Consider the following 20,718-nt stretch of genomic DNA (forward strand, 5'->3'; position numbering starts at 1 on the left):
GGCTGAATAGCGAATTCGCGCCTGCGGTCAGCGCCCTGCCTGCATCAGAATCGATTCCGACGGCAGCACACTGTCGAGGAACGGCATCAGCGCCGCTCCGATGGCCGACGCATCGTCCGCAGTATCCGCACGTCGAACCGGAGCCACCGCCGGTATCGCGCAATCCGCCATCCGTGCGTTCAGCCGTTCGACCAGCGCATCTGCAAGTTTACCCGGGAGCCGCCCGCCGATCAGAATCGTCGCCGGATTGATCAGACAGTTCACTGCGATCAGCGGCTGGACCAGCACCTCGGCCGCATCGTCGAGCCAGTCATCTACGACCGCCTGCCTTTCCGGCGACCCATCGACCAGCGAATTGGGGCATTCGACCCGATGCCCCGCCTGTTCCAGCCGATCGTACAGCGCGGAAAGCGATACGGTGTCCTGCACATTATGCCCCGGCCCATGCACCGGATCGGGCATTGCCCAGATTTCGCCCGACCGCGAATCGGCACCGCGCACATAGGCGCGATCAATGACGAGCCCGCTTCCCAGTCCTGCGCTGACCAGCAGGTAGAAAAAGCTGGTCACGGCAAGACCATTGCCCAGATGCGCCTCACCCTGCGCGGCACTCGCCGCGTCATTATCGGTGTAGATCGGCCAGGGCAGCACATCGCCCAGCAGATCGCCGATCTCGGTATCGCTCCACTGATCATATTCAGGCGGGCGGTGCGGTAGCGAAATTCGCCCCATATCGTCGGGCAGCGCCACCCCGACGCCGAGGATGCGGTTGCGATCGACGTCGCCCTCTTTCAGCAGCGCCGGCAGGCTCTCACGGACATAGTCGATCACCGTTTCGGGCAACGCAAAGGCGACCTCCCGGCTTTTCCGGCTGCGCACCTGACCGGCCAGGTCCAGCGTGACCAGCGTGATATGATCACGATCGATATTCAGGCCGATCGAAAAAGCGCCATCGGGATTGATGACGATCCGCATCGCCGGCTGGCCGCGCTTTCCCTGCAACCGGCCCGCAGGCTTCACAAAGCCGAGATCGGTCAGCTTCGCTGTGATGTTCGCGATCGTCGGCGCGGTCAGGCCGGTGACGCGCGCCAGCTCGCTGCGCGTCGTTTCGTCCATCAGCCGGATCGCCTGCAACACGATCCGCTGATTATAATCGCCCGCCCGCTCCAGATTGGTGCCGCTCAGGCTGAGCGTCAGCCGGGCAGCGCTGATATCGGCACCGCCTGCCGCTGCGCGCCGCTCTGCTTTGGGGAGCTTGAAGGTCATGTAAAAATATTCCCGAAACGATCCGCCGTCGCGGCATCGGGCCGCGCTGAAACGAAATGGATTTAATAATTCGGGTTTAATAATTTTCCGGCGTGCGCGGATTGTCAATCGCCGATTGCGGCGGATTTCCGCAAGCGGAATGCGGCAAGGCAGATTCAGGGGATTAGTGAGGGCGTACCGCCGAACCCGCCCCGCCCGCCGTGGCATCGGCGAACACCGCAGTCCAGAGCAGCGGCGCGTTCCAGTTTATCGCTACCTCATTAAGGGCATAAGCGCGGGCGTCATCGGCCCAGCAGGTCAGGGCTGCGCAGCTGCCCCGCATCCGCTGCGCCACCGGATCGACCATGGCGCTGCTGTTCGGCCCACCTGAAACGACGCCGGGCGGCGGCAGCGGGAAGGACGGGTCGAGCTGATGCGCCCAGAAGCGGTGATGCGGGTTGCGCATCGCTCGCGCGCCATAGCCGGTCACGTAGGAGCGATCGAGCGGATTGCGGCCGAGAACATAGTCGAGTGCATCGATTACCGCCCGGCGATAGCGCCCATCGCCGCTAAGGTCATAGGCAGTGCCGAGCAGCACCGCGTTCGACAGCAAAGCGCCGTTCGATCCCCATTGCGTGGGTCCGGGCGCCGCAGGAAAGCGATACCCCTGCGCCGCGTCATCGGCGACCAGTCGATCGGCCGCAGCGAGGACGGCCCGCCGCTGCGCCGCGACGAGCGTTTCGGGAAGCCGCTCGTCTTGCGTGGCGAGCGTGATAGTACCGAGCGGTGCGGTACTGCCCCAGCTGATCCCGCCCGCGGCCTTCCGGTCGGCGAAGGGGGACGCGGCGATATAGTCGATATAGCGGCGCTCTCCCGTCGTCGCGGCGAGCTCAGCCGCCGCCCAGAAGAACTCATCGCTGACATCCGTGTCGCCATAGGCCCCGCTGCCGTCGAACCGGTCGTCGGCGAACAGCGCAGGATGCGCCAAAGCGGCGACAAATGCCCTGCGCGCTGCGGCAAGGCAGCGGTCGGCAAAGGCCGGATCAATCGGTCGCCAGATGCGCGCAGCCTGCGCCGCGACCGCGGCAAGGTTGAGCGTTGCGGCGGTCGAGGGCGGATAGAGATAGCGAGGCCGGTGATCGTCCTCGACCCGGATCGGCATCGGTGCCCAATGCGCATCGGCAAGCTTGTGATACACCAGCCCGCTCCCGTCGATCATCCGAACCTTATTTCCCGCAGTGTCGGGAACCGCGACCCGGCTATGGTCCGGCAACTGCATCTTCAGCAGCCATTCGAGCTCATAGCGCGCTTCGTCCAGGATATCCGGAATGCCGTTCCCGGCCTCCGGCATGGCGGCTATCCCGTCACCGGTTAGCGGCGTGGCGCCAGCGGCCGCGCTGCGGGCATAGGCATCGAGCAGCATCCAGACGCTGACGCCCGCGTTCACCACATATTTGCCGCGATCACCGGCATCGTACCAGCCGCCGTTGATATCGATTTCGCGGTCGCAGCCCGGCCAGACCAGCCCTTTCTGATCCCGCCCGCTGAAACAGGTGGCAACTTCGTTGCGATGGCCCGCAGGACGCGCCAGATCAGCCCGCTGCACATAGCGGCGTTCGATCGGCATGCCTGCGCGCTGCTGATAGAAAAAGCCGAGTGCATCGCGGGCCAGGCCGCGAAAGGGATGCGCCGCGACCGTCACCGATCGACTTTCGCTGTCGCCCGCAACGAATGCATAACGCCCGGCGGGTAGCGGGGTATCGATGGTGATGGCAGCGACATCCTCGCCCGATTCAGGATCGGGCTGTGGCGTCGCTTCTCCCTGCGCCACGACATCGCCAGCGGCATCGCGCAGCGACCAGCGAAATGTCCGGCGCGCCTCTACGACGAAGCGCTTTTGCGCGCCGGGTTCGAAGCCGATCTGGTTGAAGCGGATCGGAGATTCGGACGGTTCCTCCGCCGCCGCGCCCGTCAGGAGCGCTGCGGCGAAGGGCATCAGCAGAATGCGCCGAACCTTCATGACCCGCCCCACCCCTTTAAAAGCGCATCCGGGTCGTGATCGAGAAGCGGCGATCGTTGCGGAAATAGCTGCGCGGTGCGCGCTGCCCTTCTGCATTGATGACGGACTCGGTCTTGGTGATGCTGTCGAGCAGGTTCACCGCCTGAATGCCGATCTTGAACTTGTCATTCACCGAATAGATGATCGACCCGTCCAGCTGACCATAGGAATCAGCGAAGATCGGCAGGAACGGCGCAATCTCGTCACGGATCGACAGCAGATAACGCGAACGCCAGTTATATGCGGCGCGCATCGAAATCGGACCCTTTTCATAGAATACCGCCGCGTTGACGGTATGCTTTGAAAGGCCGGCCAGCGGAAGCCGCGACACGTCGATCGTCGTCGTCGGCGATGATGCCTCAGCCGCCCGTCCCTGCGGAATGTTCGATGCATCTACGAACGTATAGTTCGCCTGTACGCCCAGCCCCGACAGGATACCCGGGAGGAAGTCATAGGTCTGCTGATAGGCAAGCTCGACCCCCTGCACATGGCTGTGACCGTCCGAATTTTCCGGCCCCACGAACAGAACATCCTGCGTCACGCCATTATTCGTCACCGAGCGCGTCTGCGACACGTTGGAGACGATGACGTTCGTCAGATCCTTGTAAAATACCGCCGCAGTCAGCGAGCCGACGCGCGAGAAGTAATATTCCGCTGTCAGGTCGAACTGATTGGCTTCTACAGGACGCAGATTCGGGTTCGAATTGCGGCTGCCGCCCTCCAGACGGAATACAGAGATGCCGTTCGCCGGAGCGATCTGAATCGTGCTCTGCAACTGTTCGAAACCGGGGCGCGAAATCGCCTTCGAATAGGCGAAACGGCTGATCAGACCCGGCGCAACCTCAACCTTCAGGTTGAAGCTCGGCAACCAGTGGCTGAACTTGTTACGCGTCGTATTGTTGATTGCGGTGCCGTCGGAGAAGCTCAGGATCGCCTGCTGCTGATCGGCGGGAAGGCCGCAGAACGGGCTGGTCTGCGATGGCTGCGCGCAGAAGGTGGCGACATCGGTCGAACTGCCGATGATCTGATCGCGCGTCGGGAAGGTGAAGAAGCCCGTCGCCTTGTCCGTGGTTTCGATATAGCGAACGCCGACATTGCCCGAAATACCGGTATTGCCGAACACATTGCCGCCAAAGTCGAGACGCAGATACGCCGCCTTGGTCGCTTCGGAATTGGTGTAGATTTCCGACGGCAGGAACGGCGTGCCGTCGACAACACCCGCGCGCTGCGCCACCGGCGTCCATCCACCCGAATTCGCGCCGAACTGATTGCGCCAGATCGCATTGATCGCCTGCGCCTGCGCAGCCGCAGAATCATATTCGGCTGCCGGATTGCCGCGCAGATACAGCCCCTGAAGCCCGCTCGGCCCGTCCCCCCGGAACTGATCGGTGAAGTTGTAGAGCCCCGAATTGACCTGCGGCGCATCGGCGAACGTCACCGGGCTGGAACCGTCCCAGGTTTCGCTGAGCACGCCCCAGTTATAAAGGGTGTACCGCACGGTCTGATCGCGATCGGCATAGCGCGCGCCGAACTTCGCCCGCTTCAGGAACCCTTCATCGCCGAAGTCATAAGTCGCATCGCCGCGGAACGCCCATTCATGACCATCATTCTTTTCGAAATGGTCCATCGCCGAGCGATAGAAGGAATTGTTCGGGTTCGCGAAAAATGCTGCGCTGTCGCTGCCATCGGGTGCAAGAAATTCGACGTCCGGCGTATCGCCGCGCATGTCGAGCGCGATATCGGCAAACGTCGCCCCCAGCACCGAAAAGTCGGTCTGATCGCGCGTCGAATGGACATATTGCGCGTCGAAGTTGAACGACAGACGATCGTTCGCCTTCCACTTCACATTGCCGCCGAAATCATCGGTGACCGACCGGGTCTTCACACCGCGATTGGAAAGCTGGGTCAGAACGCCGCGCTGCTGACCGCCATTGGGCGTGTAGCCGCGATCAAGCGAGATGATGCCGGTTTCGAACAATCCTTCGTCATCGAAGGTATAGTTGGTGCCGGGCAGTGGGAAGGTCTGACGATCGGCGCTGTCGGGCGCCGATTCAAACGTCCGCTCGCCCCAGGTCTGACGCGCATCGCTACGGATGAACTGCAGCGTTGCAACGAGCGATTCGTCATAGGTTTCGAACTGCGCGGCGGCATTCATGCCGATACGCTTGCGGTTGAAATCCTGCGTACGAACGCCCGCGCCGAGCGGCGCAAACACGACCTCATCGGGCGACAGGCCGGGGAAGGTATCGGTTTCGTCGATGCCATCGCCGTTGATGTCGCGCGAGCCGTTGAAACGCGCCTGATAATTGGTGACCTGAATACCGTCGGCGCGCGTGTAAAGCTGCGAGAACGAGCCGCCGGCAAGGATGCCGAACCGGCCGATACCGGTTTCGAACGTGGTCGAACCAAGCGCCGAAACCGAAGGCGAGCCCCGCTTTGAGAAGTCGCCATAATTCATATCAGCCGACAGCGCGAGCAGGGTTTCGTTCGAATCGAACGGCTTGCGCGTGACGAGATTGACCGAACCGGCGATGCCGCCCTCGATCATGTCCGCAGTCTGGTTCTTATACGCCTCGACCGCAGCGAGCAGTTCGGGCGGAACATCTTCGAAGTTCAGCGAACGACCGCCGCTGACCGAGAAGGTATCGCGGCCATTGAATTCGGAGCGGACATAGTTGAGGCCGCGAATGATCGCGCCCGAACCTTCGACCGAGAAATGGTCGGAATCGTTACCCGCGGCAAAACGGCTGATCGACACGCCGGGAATACGCTGCAGCGCTTCGGTAACCGAACGATCGGGCAATGCGCCGATGTCCTGCGCCGTGACGGCATCAACAACCGTGTCGGAATCGCGCTTGATCGACTGTGCCGTAGCAAGGCTTTCGCGGATGCCGGTAACGATGATGTCTTCGACGCCCGACTGGCTGGATGCTGCCTCGACATCGGTAGAGCTGGAATTCTGACCATCCTGCATCGTTTCGGACGCGCTGGGCGCCGGAACCGCCTGCTGGGCGAAAGCCTGTCCTGTGCTTACCAGTGCAAGAATGGAAACGCCGACGCGCAGCGTACGACCTGCCACCGGCCGGATCGGCCGGGAAATAGAGATTTTCATCTGAGACTCCCCCAAAACTGCCCGCGCCGACGTCTGTGGCCGGCGTTGGAATGCGTCACATATCGCTTGCCGTAATATGTGAACGTTCGCTTTCCCCCCTAAGCGTCCAATCTGGCCGGAGCAATATCGCCGCTCGCGTGGAAACGGTTACCGCTAACGAAGCCGTGTAAAGTGTTGCAGGGCAACCACACTCGCGCCTTTCGCATGCACCCGTTATGAGCCGGAACCTTGCCGATGGAGGGGAGCATCGTCGTGCCGATCCGCGTTGTAATTCTGGGCGGAGGAACCGCCGGATGGATGACCGCCGCCGCGCTTTCGATCCTGCTCAGCAGGCAAATGGCGCAGGTCACTCTGGTCGAATCCGAAGAGGTGGGGATTATCGGTGTGGGCGAGGCGACGCTGCCGCATATCCGCGCATTCAACGAACGGCTTGGTATCGACGAAGCGGATTTCATGCGCGCGACCGGGGCGACCTTCAAGCTGGGGATCGAATTTCGCGACTGGGCGCGCATCGGCGACAGCTATATCCACCCCTTTGGCGTATTCGGTCATGATGTCGAAGGCGTTGGATTTCACCATTATCTCAATCGCGCCGGTCGCATCGCCACGCTGTTCGACTATTCGGTTCCGATTGTGGCGGCACGCGAAGCCCGCTTCGCGCCGCCGGCGGCCGACCCGCGCTCGCTCGCATCCACCTATGGCTATGCCTATCAGTTCGATGCGACCCGCTATGGCCCGTATCTTCGCAACCGGGCCGAGGCAGCGGGCACCCGACGGATCGAAGGCAGGGTCGAAGCCGTAGAGCGGTCAGAGCATGGCGATATTGCCGCGCTGCGCCTTTCCGACGGCCGCCGGGTCGAAGGCGATCTGTTCGTCGATTGCTCGGGTTTTCGCTCCCTGTTGCTGGGGCAGGCGTGCGATGAGCCGTTCGAGGACTGGTCGCGCTGGCTGCCGTGCGACCGTGCGGTGGCGGTGCCGTGCGAGGGAAAAGGGCCGCTGCTCCCTTATACCAGCGCGGTCGCCATGTCGGCGGGATGGCGCTGGCGCATTCCGCTGCAGCATCGCACCGGCAACGGCTATGTCTACTCCTCGGCGCATATCGGCGACGATGCTGCACGCGAGCAATTGCTGAGCGAGCTGGAGGGCCCGCCGCTTGCCGAACCGCGCCTGCTTCGGTTTAAAGCGGGCAGGCGACGGCGCAACTGGGTGCGCAATGTCATCGGCATCGGCCTTTCGGGCGGTTTCCTCGAACCGCTCGAATCAACGAGCATTTATCTGATCCAGATTGCGATCACCCGGCTGATCGAGCTGTTTCCGCAACGTCCTGCCGCAGCGATCGATCGGGATGCGTTCAACCGCGCGATCGATCTCGAATATGATCGTATCCGCGACTTTCTGATCCTGCATTATCACGCGACGCAACGCGACGATTCGCCGTTCTGGAACCATGTGCGCACCATGGAGGTGCCCGAAAGCCTGTCAGAGAAGATGGCGCTGTTCCGAAAACGCGGCCGCGTCGCCAGATATCGCGAAGGGCTTTTCCTCGAACCGAGCTGGCTTGCGGTATATTTCGGTCAGCGGATCGTGCCGACCGGCTATGATCAGCGCGCCGACGGACCGGATGACGGGGCGCTTACGCGCGCGCTTGATCAGCTTCGGCAGGAAGTCGCCGCTGCCGCTGCGGCGCTTCCCGACCAGTCGGTTTATCTGGAGCGGGTCGGGGCGCTGGCATGACATCGCGCGCCATCCGAACCATCGCCGTCGTCGGAAACGGTATCGCCGGGTGGAGCGCCGCCGCGGCGTTGAAAAAGCGCGTTCCGGGCATATCGGTCGCGCTGGTACCGGTCGCTGACCTGAAGCCGGGACTGGCCGATCTGTGCGCGAGCGCAGCGCCTTCGATCGGCGACTTTCACAGCGATATCGGCCTTTCCGAACGCGATATCGTCCGACGCACCGGCGCGGCGTTCCGGCTGGGAAGCCGCTATCAGGACTGGCACGGACCGGGCTCCGGCTTCTTCCACGCCTATGGCCCCGCCGGATTCGCGCAGGGGCAGTTGCCCTTTGCCGCGCTATGGCTTCGCGCAGGGTCACCGCGACCCTATCAGGATTATGCGCCGGGCGCGGTGCTCGCCGAACAGGGGCGTTTTCTTCCCGGCGGAACCGATCTGCCCGGCGACTATGCGCATGGCCTGATGCTCGACCTGCACGTCTATCCGCGCTTTCTTGCCGCCTATGCGCGCCATCTCGACGTGCTGGTGAGCGAGGGCACGCTGGCCGGCATGGACGTATCCGACGGCCGCGTCACCGGGCTTCGGCTAAGCGACGGCAGCACGCTTCGCGCGGATATGTATGTCGATGCCAGCAACGTAGCGGCAAGCCTTATGCGCGCACTGGCCGACCCGGACTGGCAGGACTGGAGGCAGTGGCTGCCCGCCGACACGCTGGAGCGCAGCCGGACCGCGCCCGACCCCGGGCTGCCTCCGTTCGACCGGGTGCGCGCGATTTCGAACGGATGGGAAGCAACCATATCGCTGCCCGCCTGCACCGAAACCCTCCGCGTTACCGCGAAGCCCGGCGATGCGGGGGCCAGTGCGGTGCGGTTTGCGAGCGGCCGTCGCGCGCAAGCATGGTCGGGCAATGTCGTCGCGATCGGCGATGCCTATGCGGTCATCGAACCGCTCGAGGGCGCGCCGCTGCACCTGCTGCATAGCCAGATCGACCGGCTCGTCGGCTCGCTCCCCGACCGCGATTTCGATGCGATAGAGCTTGCGCAGTATAACCGTGAGACCGGCGAAGAGGCCGACCGGGTCCGCGATTTCCTGATCGCTCATTATGTGCTTTCGGGCCGGTGCGATGCGGCGCCCCCGCTGCTCGCCGAAACGCTCGCCCTGTTCGCTCATCGCGGGCGGTTGCCGATGCGCGACGGTGAAAGTTTCGACAAACATAGCTGGCTTGCGCTGCTGTTCGGGCACGGGACTGTCCCTGCGCATGCCGATCCGTTGGCCGTCGCACTCGATACGGGCGAGGCGCAGCGCGCGCTTGCTGATCACCGCCTGCATCTGGAACAGGGGGCCGCGAAAGCCCCGGCCCATTCCGCATATCTGAAGTCTCTGGAGGCATCTGCATGACCGATCACGCCATTCGCGACGTGGTGATCGTCGGCGGCGGGACGGCGGGCTGGATGACCGCCGCCGCGCTGTCGCGCTTTCTGGGCGGCGGTGGCACGCGCATCCGCCTGATCGAAAGCGAACAGATCGGGACGGTCGGTGTCGGCGAAGCAACGATTCCCACCATCGCAACCTTCAATCAGATGCTCGGAATCGACGAGAATGATTTCCTCCGCCATACGCAGGGCACGTTCAAGCTCGGCATCGAATTCGTCGACTGGCGGCAGATCGGCGAGCGGTATTTTCACCCCTTCGGCCAGTTCGGGCGCGATATTGAGGGCGCCAATTTCCATCAGCTGTTTCTGAAGCTCGCGTCGCGCGGGCTTGCCGCCGATATCTGGCATTACGCGCCCTGCGCCATGGCCGCCGCCGCCGGACGGTTCAACCGGACGGTCGATCCGACGTTCGGACCGATGCCCTATGCCTTTCATTTCGATGCCTCGCTCTACGCCCGCTATCTGCGCGGTTATGCCGAGGCGCGCGGCGTGGAACGCATTGAGGGGCGGATCAGCGATGTCGCGCTGCGCGGCGAGGACGGTTTTGTCGATACGCTGACGCTGGACGACGGGCGCAGCGTCACGGGCGAACTCTTCATCGACTGTTCGGGCTTTCGCGGCCTGTTGATCGAGGAGGCGCTGGAAAGCGGCTATGAGGACTGGCGCCACTGGCTTCCGTGCAACCGCGCGGTCGCGGTGCCGACCGCCAATATCGGCGACCCGCCGCCTTATACCCGCGCCACGGCGCGCAGCTGTGGGTGGCAGTGGCGCATTCCGTTGCAGCACCGCACGGGCAACGGATATGTCTATACAAATGAATATCTGAGCGATGAGGATGCGTGCGCCGCTTTGCTGAACTCGGTCGAGGGTGAGCCGCTGGGCGAGCCGCGTTTCCTATCCTTCGTCACCGGTCGTCGCAACCGGTTCTGGAACCGTAATGTGGTCGCGATCGGCCTGTCGGGCGGTTTTCTGGAACCGCTCGAATCGACATCGATCCATCTGATCCAGACGGGCATCGCAAAGCTGCTCGCGCTCTTCCCCGATACGCGGTTTCTGGAGGTTGAGGCCGGGGAATATAACCGGCTGATGCGCGCTGCCTATGACGGTGTCCGCGACTTCATCATTCTCCATTATCACGCGACGACTCGCGACGATTCGCCATTCTGGAACCATGTCCGCACGATGGATGTGCCCGAAACTCTGGCGCGCAAAATCGACCTTTTCCGTGCAAAGGGTCGCTTCTTTCGCTATGATGACGAGCTGTTTTCGCTGGCGAGCTGGGTCGCGGTGCTTCTGGGTCAGGGAATAATCCCGAAGGGGCACGATCCGCTGGTAGGTGCGATGGACGAAAACAGCCTCGCTCACCGGGTAGAAGAACTGCGCCAGTCCGTGCGTCGCTCCGTCGCGGCGATGCCCTCCCATGCCGAGTTTTTGCGCGCGCATTGCGCTGCGGCTCCATTGCAGCGCTGATATGAGCGAAAACGCCAAGTCGTGGTTCTTGTCCCGGCCCGTCGAGTGATGTAACCGGTTACAATTGTCAGATTTCGTTCAATCCTGCCCCTAAGCTTTCGGGAGCGCACCGTGCCCAAGTTCAATCGCCGAACCCTTCTCGCCACGGCTCCGGCCTTTGCCTCCGCCTGCACGATGAACCGGCTGACCCCTGCGCTGACGTCCGCATCCACGCCGGGCACGACGCAATTCCCGCCGCTGATCGACGATATCGAACATCGCACGTTCCGCTATTTCTGGGTCTCGAGCGATCCTGAAACCGGGCTTGCGCCCGATCGCTGGCCGTCCAATCCGTTTTGCAGCATCGCCGCAGTCGGCTTCGCGCTCAACGCTTATGTCATCGGGGTCGAGCGCGGCTGGGTATCGCGGGCCGAGGCGCGCGCCCGCGTGCTGAACACCGCGCGCTTCTTCCATGATGCGCCGCAGGGGCCGGAGCCGACCGGCAATGCAGGCTATAAGGGCTTTTTCTACCATTTCCTCGACAATGCGACCGGCACACGCTTCGGCAAGACCGAATTATCGTCGATCGACACCACGCTGCTGATGGGCGGCATGTTGTTCGCAGCACAATATTTCGACGGCGATCATCCGGAGGAAGCCGAAATCCGGCAGCTGGTGCAGGCGATCTACGCCCGGATCGAATGGCCCTGGCTTCAGGTGCGTGCGCCCAAAATCGCCATGGGCTGGCACCCCGAAAGCGGCTTCATCGCGTCCGACTGGAAGGGATATGATGAGGCGATGCTGCTCTATATCCTCGCGCTCGGCGCGCCGGTCCATGCAGTGGGGCCAGAGGCATGGCAGGGATGGACGAGCACCTATCCGCAAGTCTGGCACGGCAGCGGCGACATGCGGATGCTCACCTATCCGCCGCTGTTCATCCATCAATACAGCCATTGCTGGATCGATTTTCGCGGCATTCGCGACACGGTCATGCGCAGGGAAGGCTTTGATTATTTCGAAAACAGCCGCCGCGCGACCTATTTCCAGCGCGGCTATGGGGCCGCCAATCCGATGCGGTGGAAGGGGTATTCAAGCGATATCTGGGGCCTGACCGCCTGTGACGGGCCGGGCGATGCGACGCATGAATATGCAGGTGAACAGCGCAAATTTCGCAGCTATTCGGCACGCGGCCCCGAAACGCTGAAATATGGCTTCGACGACGGCACGATCGCGCCGACCGCCGCGCTGGGTTCGATCGCCTTCGCGCCCGAAATCGTCATCCCCGCGGCCAAGGCGCTCGCTGAGTTTCAGGGCGGGCGGGTTTATGGCAAATATGGGTTCTACGACGCCTTCAACCCCAGTTTCGTCTGGCCGGAGCTGAAGGGGACACGCGGCAGCGTCGATCGGGAGCTCGGCTGGCTCGATGACGATATGCTGGGCATCGATCAGGGGCCGATCATCACGATGATCGCCAATGCCCGTGACGATCTGATCTGGCGCTACATGCGCCGATGCGAGCCGATCCGGCGCGGTCTGGAACGCGCGGGCTTTACCGGCGGATGGCTGGCGCGGTGATGCGCTATCGCACGGCGCACCGGACACAGCCGGACCGACGGCGCGGTCTATAGCGCCTGCGCGGGCGCGGGAGTAGAGTCGCGCGATGGAATCGCCCGCTGCCCCGCCCGTGCATCCCGAACGGCTCGACCGGATGGCGGGGCCATGGGCGTCGCTGTTCGGCGAACATGCCCGCAATGCCATTGCCGGATGGTCGAATGCCGCGTTCGACCAATGGCATACGCGGCGCAGGCTGGCCGGGCTGGTGGTACATATCCCCCGTCACCCCGATGCGGTACAGCGCGTGCTGCTCGACAATGCCGCCAATTATGCGAAGCCGCGCATCGTCCGGAAGCTGATCGCTCCGCTGGTCGGGCGCGGCCTGCTGAGCGCCGAGGGCGAATTATGGCGCACCCAGCGCAAGATCGTCGCGCCAAGCTTCGCGCCGGGCGCGGTTGCCGCGCTTACCGGCACCATGGCGCAGGCGGCACGCGCCGCGATGACGGACTGGCCCGATAGCGGCACGATCGACATTGCCCGAACCGCGACCGATACAACGATGCGGATCATCGCCGAAGCGCTGTTTTCGGGCGACCCGCGCCTGGTGACGCCACAGGCGACGAAGCATATCGCCGCCGCGCTGGAGGCGGCGGGATCGGTGCGCCTGACCGCGATCCTTGGCCTGCCGACGCTTCGCCTGAATCATGTGGCGCGGGCAGGCGCGCGCGGGCAACGCTATTTGCGCGAAACGCTGACCGCGATCGTGCGCGAACGCGGACCGGAGGGCGGGGAAGATTTTCTGGGCGGCATGATCCGCGATCTGCACCAGCGCTATCCGGGCGGCGAGGCCGTGGCGCTCGCCATCGACAATGCCGCGACCTTTTATCTGGCCGGACATGAAACCACGGCCAATGCACTGTGCTGGGCAAGCTATCTGATGGCCGGCGCGCCCGGCGTTCAGGAGCGTGCACGTGAGGAAGCGCGCGCCGCCCTGACAGGCGATGCCGCAACGCTGCCCGAGCGGCTGCCCTATTTGCGGCAGATACTCGATGAAGCGCTTCGTCTCTATCCGCCCGCCCCGCGCTTCGACCGCGAAGCGCTGGGCGATGATGTGCTGGCAGGAGAAACGGTACGTGCCGGAGAAATCGTGTCGATCTGGCCCTGGCTGATCCATCGGCATCGTCGGCTATGGGAGAATGCCGATGCGTTTAACCCCGAACGCTTCGCTCCCGGTTCGGAAAAGACGCGGCATCGCTTTCAATTCCTCCCCTTCGGTGCCGGGCCGAGGATCTGTGTCGGTGCCCGGTTCGCGACCGTGGAGGCACTGGTGATCCTTGCCCATTGGCTTTCGGAGCGGCGGTTCGCCCTTGTTCCGGGCGAGGTCCCCGACCCTGTCGGGCAGGTAACCCTGCGTCCGCGCGGCGGGCTTCGTTTGCAGCTTTCGACCGTGGATTGAACCTGTGCGCGGGTCCATGGGTTCATCGCTGCAAATGCGAAAAGGAGCTCCGATGACCGACACCCCGATGCTCGACATGAATGATGGCCGCCGGATTCCGGCGCTTGGCCTCGGCACCTACAAGATTCCCGATTCTCAGGCCGCAGCCGCGGTGCGCGAGGGCCTCGATCTCGGCTATCGGCTGATCGACACCGCCGCTGCCTATGACAATGAACGCGGCGTCGGCAGCGGCTTTGTCAGCGCCGACGATGCGTTCCTCACCACCAAATTATGGAATGACCGTCAGGGTCATAGCGAAGCGATCGCTGCGTTCGAGGAAAGTCTTGCGTTGCTGGGGCGCGACCATGTCGACCTCTATCTGATCCACTGGCCCTGCGCCAAACAGGGTAAATTCGTCGACACCTGGAAAGCGCTGATCGAGCTGCGCGATTCGGGCCGGGCGAAATCGATCGGCGTGTCGAATTTCCTTCCCGAACATCTCGACGCGATCATCGATGCGACCGGGGTGGTGCCCGCCGTGAACCAGATCGAGCTTCATCCGCACCATCAGCAGCGCGACCTCACCGCCTATCATCGGAATCGCGGTATCGTGACTCAGGCCTGGACGCCATTGGGGCGCGGCGCTGCGTTCGAGGAGGATGCGATCAGGCGCATCGCGGAAAAGCACGGCAAGAGCCCGGCGCAGGTCATCATTCGCTGGCATATCGACAAAGGGCATTCGGCGATCCCGAAAGCCGCCAGCCTGGAACATCGCAAGAGCAATCTCGACGTGCTCGACTGGTCGCTGAGCGATGATGAGATTGCCGCGATCGACGCGCTGGAAAAGGCCGATGGCGCGGTAATCGGACGAATCGACTGCTAGAGTTATTGTTTTGGCGCATGTTCTGAACCTTCAGGTGATTCCACCTGACTGGAAAATGCTCTAACCCGACCGGCCGATCGCGCTGCGTGCGCGGTCGGCCAGCCGCGCTACCGCCGCTTCGTGAATGCCCGGCGCACTGGCCAGCACGCCAAAGGCGCGCGCCTCGGGCGTGTTGAACCCGATAGCACGGCCAAGCGCATCGGTGACCGACGCACCCGCCTCGCGCGCGATCAGCACGGCAGCGGCAACATCCCATTCATTGCCCCAGCGCAGCGTCGCGACCAGATCCGCCTCTCCGGCAGCAACCATCGCAATGCGCAGCGCGATCGAATTGGGTTTGACGACCAGCGCGAAATCGCGATCCGCTTTGGCAAGCGCATCCGCCGGAACGCGTGCCCCGGCAAGGTCGGTGCGCCCGCTGGCGATCAGCCGGTCGGCGCCGCGATAGGCGCCCTGCCCCTCGACCGCGTGCCAGCGTTCGCCGCGCGCGGGCGCTTCCAGCACGCCGAATATTGGCCTGCCCGCTTCGACCAGCGCGATCGACACGGCCCAGCCGTCGCGCCCGCGAATATAATCGCGCGTGCCGTCGATCGGGTCGACCACCCAGATGCGCGACGCGCCCAGCCGCTGAGCATTATCGGCGGTTTCTTCCGACAGCCAACCCGCCTCCGGATCAAGCGCGCCGAGCCGGTCGCGCAGCAGCGCATCGACCTGCAGGTCGACCTCGCACACCGGATTGCCCGGCGATTTCTCCCAGCGATCGAAATCGGTGCGCCAGCGCGACAAGGCAAGTGCGCCCGCCTCCGCCGCAATTTCGCGAATGGCGGCGAAGCGATCAGTCACCCGCGACCGTCATGCCGTCGACCCGCAGCGTCGGGGTGTTGACGCCATAGCGGAACTCCAGATCATTGGCAGGCGTCATATTCAGGAACATGTCTTTCAGATTGCCCGCGATCGTGATTTCCGAAACCGGGCGCGTGACCTCGCCCTTTTCGATCAGGAATCCCGAAGCGCCGCGGCTATAGTCGCCGGTCACCGGATTGATCCCCTGCCCGATCGCTTCGGTCACCCAGAGCCCGGTATCGATATCGGCGATCAGTGCCTCCACCGACTGGCTGCCATTGGCCATATAGAGGTTGCTGGTCGTGGTGCCGCCGCCGCGCGAGGCATGGCCGGTCGGCTCCAGCCCCAATTGCCGCGCCGCCGCGCTGTCGAGCAGCCAGCTTTCCAGCATACCGTCCTCGACAATCGTCATCGGCGATACCGGCAGGCCTTCGCCGTCAAAGGGGCGCGAGCGAAGGCCGCGCGGACGGTGCGGATCGTCCTCGATCCTGACCCCGCGCGCGAACACCTGCTTGCCCAGCATATCCTGCAAAAAGCTGGTGCGGCGCGCGATCCGCGCGCCCGAAATCGCGCCGGTAAAGGCACCGAGCAGGCCGGGTGCGATGCGCGGGTCAAAGATGATGGGCATCGCGCCGCTCGCCATTCTGGCGGGATTCAGCTTCGCCACCGCGCGTTCGCCCGCGCGGCGGCCGATGCTTTCGGATGATTCGAGATGGTCGCGATGGCGGGCCGAGTGATGGGCGTAATCGCGCTGCATGCCCTCGCCCGTTCCGGCCAGCACGCTTGCCGATACCGCATGGCTGGTGAGCGCATAGGCACCGGCAAAGCCATGGCTGGTGGCGAGCGCGATCACCACCCGGCTTGCGCTGGCGCTGCCGCCCTCGGAGTTGGTGACGCCCGCCACTTCGCGCGCGGCGGCCTCTGCGGCCAGCGCATCGGCCTTGAGGGTTTCGGGGCTAACCTCTGCACCGTCATCGAGGTCGAGCGCGGGCGGTGCGCCTTTCATCAGCCTCTCGGCGGGGGCAAGCCCCGACCAGCGGTCTTCGCTCGCCTCGCGTGCCATCCTGACCGCGCGCCGGGCAAGATCGTCCAACGCAGCATCGTCGAGCTCGCCGGTCCCGACGCTCGCGCTGCGCTGACCGATAAAGACGCGCAGCGACAGATCGGCACCTTCCGACCGTTCGACTTCCTCCAGCGCGCCCAGACGCACCGAAACGGCGATCGCGGTATCGGTCGAGATGGCGGCATCGGCGGCATCGGCGCCTGCCCTTATGGCGCGTTCGACCGCGGCACAGGCGCGGTCTTTTGCTTGTTCAGGGGTCAACATTCATGCGATTTAGGGTGGCAGTGCCCCGACGTCAAAGCGTCGTGCCGACGACCAGACAGGCGGCGAACATCAAAAAGCCCGCATTGCGGTTCGAGCGGAAGCGGCGAAGCGCGCCCGCACCATCGCCTTGGCGCAGCGTTGCGACCTGCCACAACAGATGCGCCGCCATCGGCAGCAGCGCGAGCAACGCGACCCAGTCGGGCCGGACCAGCCAGATGGCGACTGCCCAGAGCGTCAGCGCGATCAGATAGCAAAGCCCGACGCCTTCGCGCACCCGCGCGCCCATTGCGCGGGCGGAGGAACGCACGCCGACAATCGCATCGTCCTCAATATCCTGAATGGCATAGATCGTATCATAGCCGATCACCCAGAAGATCGACCCGGCATAGAGCGTCAGACCCGCCAGCGACAGTTCGCGAGCGATTGCGGCCCAGCCGACAAGCGCAGCCCACGAAAAAACAAGGCCCAGCCATGCCTGCGGCCACCAGGTAATCCGCTTCATGAACGGATAGGCGGCGACCAGCGCGAGGCTGCCCAGCGCAATCGCGACCGCGAGCAGGTTCAGCTGCACCAGTACGACCAGCCCGATCAGGCAAAGAAAGACGAGCCAGGCCCATGCCGCCTTCAGCGACACTGCGCCGCTTGCCAGCGGACGATTGGCAGTGCGCGCCACCTGCCGGTCGAGATCGCGATCGACGATATCGTTATACACGCATCCGGCGCTGCGCATCGCGATCGACCCGAGCAGGAACCAGAGCAACAGATCCCAGCGCGCAATCGCACCGCCCGCCAATGCGATCGCCCATGCACCGGGCCAGAACAGCAACCACCAGCCGATCGGCCGGTCGAACCGCGCGAGCAGGGCATAAGGCCGCGCAGCGCCGGGCAGAATGGCGATCATGCCGCGATGTTCGGTATCGGCGACGGTGTCGGAATGGCTCATGCGCCGCCTGCTGCCATAAAGCGCCGGGCGGCGGAACCTCGCCGACATGCAGTTAAGCGGTAATTTACGATTTTTTCGCAATATGCGGTGCGAATCATGGAGCGCAGCATGACACCACAGACCCATTCGTTGCCCAACCGACCCTGTCCGGCGGCCGAGCGGCGCGCCCATGTCCGCCATCGCGCCTTTCTGGCCCGGCAAAGTCAGGCGAGAATCGGTGCGCCCGACGAGCCGCCCTGCGAAGCGCAGTTGCTCGACCTTTCCATCTATGGCTGTCGGCTGGGAATTCAGACGTCGGCGCAGCATGGCGAGAAGGTGCGCATCCTGCTGTCGGGTGCCAATCCGGTTGAAGCGACGCTGATCTGGAATGAAAGCGGACGGATCGGGTGCCGGTTCGACGAGCCGATCGAACGGTCGCTTTTTCGGTCGCTGAACCTTCCCGCGGCCTGAACGCGGATTGCCCCCGCCGGGCATCGGGCGCTAAAGGGCATGGATGCCCGCTACCCCCGCCTGGCCGCCGCAATCCACTCCGCGCCTTTATGTCGCTGAACGGCTGACGCAGGGCGCGATGCTCCGCCTCGACGGCGGCGCGGCGCATTATCTGGTTCAGGTGATGCGCACCCGGCCGGGCGATCCGGTAAAGCTGTTCGACGATCAGACCGGCGAATGGCTGGGCATTGCGCGCGAGGTGCAGAAGCGCGGCCTCACGCTGGAAATCACCGATCATCTGCGCCCCCGCGAAAGCGTGCCCGATTTCTGGCTGGTGATGGCGCCGATCAAAAAGGGGCGAATCGACTGGATGGTCGAAAAGGCGTGCGAGCTGGGCGTGGCGCGGGTGGTCCCGGTGCTGACCCGCCGCACGGTCGTCGACAAGCTGAAACACGACCGCCTCGCCGCGCAGGCGGTGGAGGCGGCGGAGCAGTGCGACCGCACGGCGCTTCCCCAAATCGCTGATCCGGTGAAACTTTCCGCGCTGCTGAAGGATTGGCCGGAAGAACGGACGCTGTTCTTCGCGGACGAGACCGGCGGCGCGCCCGCCGCAAAGGCGATGGGCGAGCGCCCCGGCCCGGCAGCGGTCCTGATCGGTCCCGAAGGCGGATTCGATGCAGACGAACGCGCTGCGATCCGGGCAGTGCCGCAGGCGGTCGGGATTTCGCTGGGTCCGCGAATCCTGCGCGCCGATACGGCGGCAGCGGCGGCGACATCGCTTTGGATGGCCGCAGCGGGAGATTGGTGAACCCACTGGCGGATCGCCGCCGAGACGATTACAGGGCGCGCATGAGCACGAAAACAGTTTCGAACAGCAACGCGGTCGCGATCGAGGATCGTGCTCAGCTTGTTGGGTATTTCGCGGGCGGGGAAAAGCCCAAAGCGCGCTGGCGCATCGGCACCGAGCATGAAAAGTTCGTCTATTCGACGAAAGATCTGCACGCGCCCTCTTATGACGAGCCCGGCGGGATTCGTGACCTGCTGATGGCACTCACCGAATTCGGCTGGACCCCGATTGAGGAAGGCGGGAAGGTCATCGCGCTTGCCGGGCCGGACGGCACGGTCAGCCTTGAACCGGCAGGCCAGCTCGAACTGTCTGGCGCGCCGCTCGACAATATCCATCAGACCTGCGGCGAGGCGGATCGCCATCTAAAACAGGTCAAGGCTGTCGGCGAAAAGCTCGGCCTCGGCTTTCTCGGCCTCGGCATGTGGCCCGACAAGAGCCGCGCCGAACTGCCGATGATGCCCAAGGGGCGCTACGGCATCATGGCGAACCATATGCCGAAGGTCGGCAGCCTCGGCCTCGACATGATGCTGCGCACCTGCACGATTCAGGTGAATCTCGATTATGCGTCCGAAGCCGATATGGTGAAGAAATTCCGGGTCGGACTGGCGCTGCAGCCGCTTGCCACCGCGCTCTTCGCCAATTCGCCGTTTACCGAGAAGAAGCCCAACGGTTTCCTGTCGTTCCGCAGCCATATCTGGTCCGATACCGATCCGCATCGCACCGGTATGCTGCCCTTCGTGTTCGAAGACGGCTTCGGCTATGAACGCTATACCGACTATGCGCTCGATGTGCCGATGTACTTCGTCTACCGCGATGGCAAATATATCGACGCGGCCGGGCTTAGCTTTCGCGACTTTCTGAAGGGCGAGCTTTCGGTCCTTCCCGGCGAAAAACCCAGCATGGATGACTGGGCGGATCATCTGTCGACCGCCTTTCCCGAAGTGCGGCTGAAAACCTTCCTCGAAATGCGCGGTGCGGACGGCGGGCCATGGGGCCGGATCTGCGCGCTGCCCGCTTTGTGGGTCGGGCTGCTGTATGACGAACAGGCGCTCGATGCGGCATGGAATCTGGTCAAGGACTGGTCGATTGAAGAGCGGCAGGCGCTGCGCGATTCGGTGCCCAAACTGGCGCTCGATGCGCCCCTGCCCGGCGGCGGCACGCTGCGCGATATTGCCGGCGAGGTGCTCGACATCGCCAATGCCGGACTGACCGCCCGCGCCCGGTTCAATGCGTCGGGCGATAATGAGACCGGCTTTCTCGATCCGCTGCGCGAGATCGTGCGGTCGGGCAAGGTGCCCGCGCAGCAGATGCTCGAACGCTATGCCAAGGCATGGGACGAGGATGTCTGCCAGCTGTACCGCGACAGCAAATTCTGATCCCTGAGTAGGGATATCCTTCCGTTCGAAAGCAACGTGCCCGGATCGAAAGG

The 20,718-nt window shown here is 63.9% G+C and carries 15 protein-coding genes; 9 read left to right on the forward strand and 6 right to left on the reverse strand.

What is annotated here, in order from left to right; all coding sequences use genetic code 11:
• Positions 1–27 precede the first annotated feature (27 nt).
• The 3 genes from EV664_RS04360 to EV664_RS04370 form a co-directional block, all read right to left on the reverse strand.
• Positions 28–1,266, reverse strand: a complete 1,239-nt coding sequence (locus tag EV664_RS04360; RefSeq protein ID WP_133494466.1) for an ROK family transcriptional regulator — start codon at positions 1,264–1,266, stop codon at positions 28–30.
• 163 nt (positions 1,267–1,429) lie between these two features.
• Entirely contained in the window at positions 1,430–3,265 is a 1,836-nt protein-coding gene (locus EV664_RS04365) for a glycoside hydrolase family 9 protein (RefSeq protein ID WP_229668100.1), read from the reverse strand.
• A 16-nt stretch (positions 3,266–3,281) separates the two neighbouring features.
• Complete coding sequence (locus EV664_RS04370; RefSeq protein WP_133494467.1) at positions 3,282–6,416, reverse strand: TonB-dependent receptor; 3,135 nt, start codon at positions 6,414–6,416, stop codon at positions 3,282–3,284.
• A 234-nt stretch (positions 6,417–6,650) separates the two neighbouring features.
• Between EV664_RS04370 and EV664_RS04375 the strand changes: the two genes are divergently transcribed.
• From EV664_RS04375 to EV664_RS04400, 6 genes are all read left to right on the forward strand, one after another.
• The gene (locus tag EV664_RS04375; RefSeq protein WP_133494468.1) at positions 6,651–8,150 is read left to right on the forward strand and encodes a tryptophan halogenase family protein; all 1,500 of its coding nucleotides are present in this window, start codon (positions 6,651–6,653) and stop codon (positions 8,148–8,150) included.
• On the forward strand, positions 8,147–9,544 hold the full coding sequence (locus EV664_RS04380) for a tryptophan 7-halogenase (RefSeq protein WP_133494469.1): 1,398 nt from the start codon (positions 8,147–8,149) through the stop codon (positions 9,542–9,544). Before EV664_RS04375 ends, EV664_RS04380 begins: the two co-directional genes overlap by 4 nt.
• Complete coding sequence (locus tag EV664_RS04385) at positions 9,541–11,049, forward strand: tryptophan halogenase family protein (protein WP_133494470.1); 1,509 nt, start codon at positions 9,541–9,543, stop codon at positions 11,047–11,049. The genes EV664_RS04380 and EV664_RS04385 overlap by 4 nt, the downstream gene beginning before the upstream one ends.
• A 111-nt stretch (positions 11,050–11,160) precedes the next feature.
• Complete coding sequence (locus EV664_RS04390) at positions 11,161–12,603, forward strand: glucoamylase family protein (RefSeq protein WP_229668099.1); 1,443 nt, start codon at positions 11,161–11,163, stop codon at positions 12,601–12,603.
• An 85-nt stretch (positions 12,604–12,688) separates the two neighbouring features.
• Positions 12,689–14,038 (forward strand): cytochrome P450, encoded by a 1,350-nt coding sequence (locus tag EV664_RS04395; RefSeq protein ID WP_133494471.1) that lies wholly within the window; start codon positions 12,689–12,691, stop codon positions 14,036–14,038.
• Positions 14,039–14,090: 52 nt separating this feature from the next.
• Positions 14,091–14,900, forward strand: a complete 810-nt coding sequence (locus EV664_RS04400; RefSeq protein WP_133494472.1) for an aldo/keto reductase — start codon at positions 14,091–14,093, stop codon at positions 14,898–14,900.
• A gap of 60 nt (positions 14,901–14,960) precedes the next feature.
• On the opposite strand, the gene EV664_RS04405 is transcribed toward EV664_RS04400, so the two are convergent.
• From EV664_RS04405 to ubiA, 3 genes are read right to left on the reverse strand one after another with little or no spacing between them, the layout of a single operon-like run.
• The gene (locus EV664_RS04405) at positions 14,961–15,743 is read right to left on the reverse strand and encodes a 3'(2'),5'-bisphosphate nucleotidase CysQ (protein WP_229668098.1); all 783 of its coding nucleotides are present in this window, start codon (positions 15,741–15,743) and stop codon (positions 14,961–14,963) included.
• On the reverse strand, positions 15,736–17,070 hold the full coding sequence (locus EV664_RS04410; RefSeq protein ID WP_133494473.1) for a TldD/PmbA family protein: 1,335 nt from the start codon (positions 17,068–17,070) through the stop codon (positions 15,736–15,738). The genes EV664_RS04405 and EV664_RS04410 overlap by 8 nt, the downstream gene beginning before the upstream one ends.
• A 31-nt stretch (positions 17,071–17,101) precedes the next feature.
• Positions 17,102–18,013: a 4-hydroxybenzoate octaprenyltransferase gene (gene ubiA, locus EV664_RS04415; RefSeq protein ID WP_133494474.1), complete on the reverse strand. Its 912-nt coding sequence runs from the start codon at positions 18,011–18,013 to the stop codon at positions 17,102–17,104.
• A gap of 108 nt (positions 18,014–18,121) precedes the next feature.
• Here ubiA and EV664_RS04420 point away from each other — a divergent pair, with 108 nt between their 5' ends.
• The 3 genes from EV664_RS04420 to EV664_RS04430 are packed head-to-tail and all read left to right on the forward strand — an operon-like array spanning position 18,122 to position 20,665.
• Complete coding sequence (locus tag EV664_RS04420) at positions 18,122–18,463, forward strand: PilZ domain-containing protein (RefSeq protein ID WP_162848769.1); 342 nt, start codon at positions 18,122–18,124, stop codon at positions 18,461–18,463.
• 43 nt (positions 18,464–18,506) lie between these two features.
• Positions 18,507–19,250 carry a 16S rRNA (uracil(1498)-N(3))-methyltransferase gene (locus EV664_RS04425; protein ID WP_133494476.1) on the forward strand — a complete coding sequence of 248 codons (744 nt, stop codon included), beginning with the start codon at positions 18,507–18,509 and terminating at the stop codon, positions 19,248–19,250.
• 41 nt (positions 19,251–19,291) lie between these two features.
• Positions 19,292–20,665, forward strand: a complete 1,374-nt coding sequence (locus EV664_RS04430) for a glutamate--cysteine ligase (protein WP_133494477.1) — start codon at positions 19,292–19,294, stop codon at positions 20,663–20,665.
• The last annotated feature ends 53 nt before the right edge of the window (positions 20,666–20,718 follow it).

The organism is Stakelama pacifica (assembly GCF_004361835.1).
Classification (GTDB): domain Bacteria; phylum Pseudomonadota; class Alphaproteobacteria; order Sphingomonadales; family Sphingomonadaceae; genus Sphingomonas; species Sphingomonas pacifica.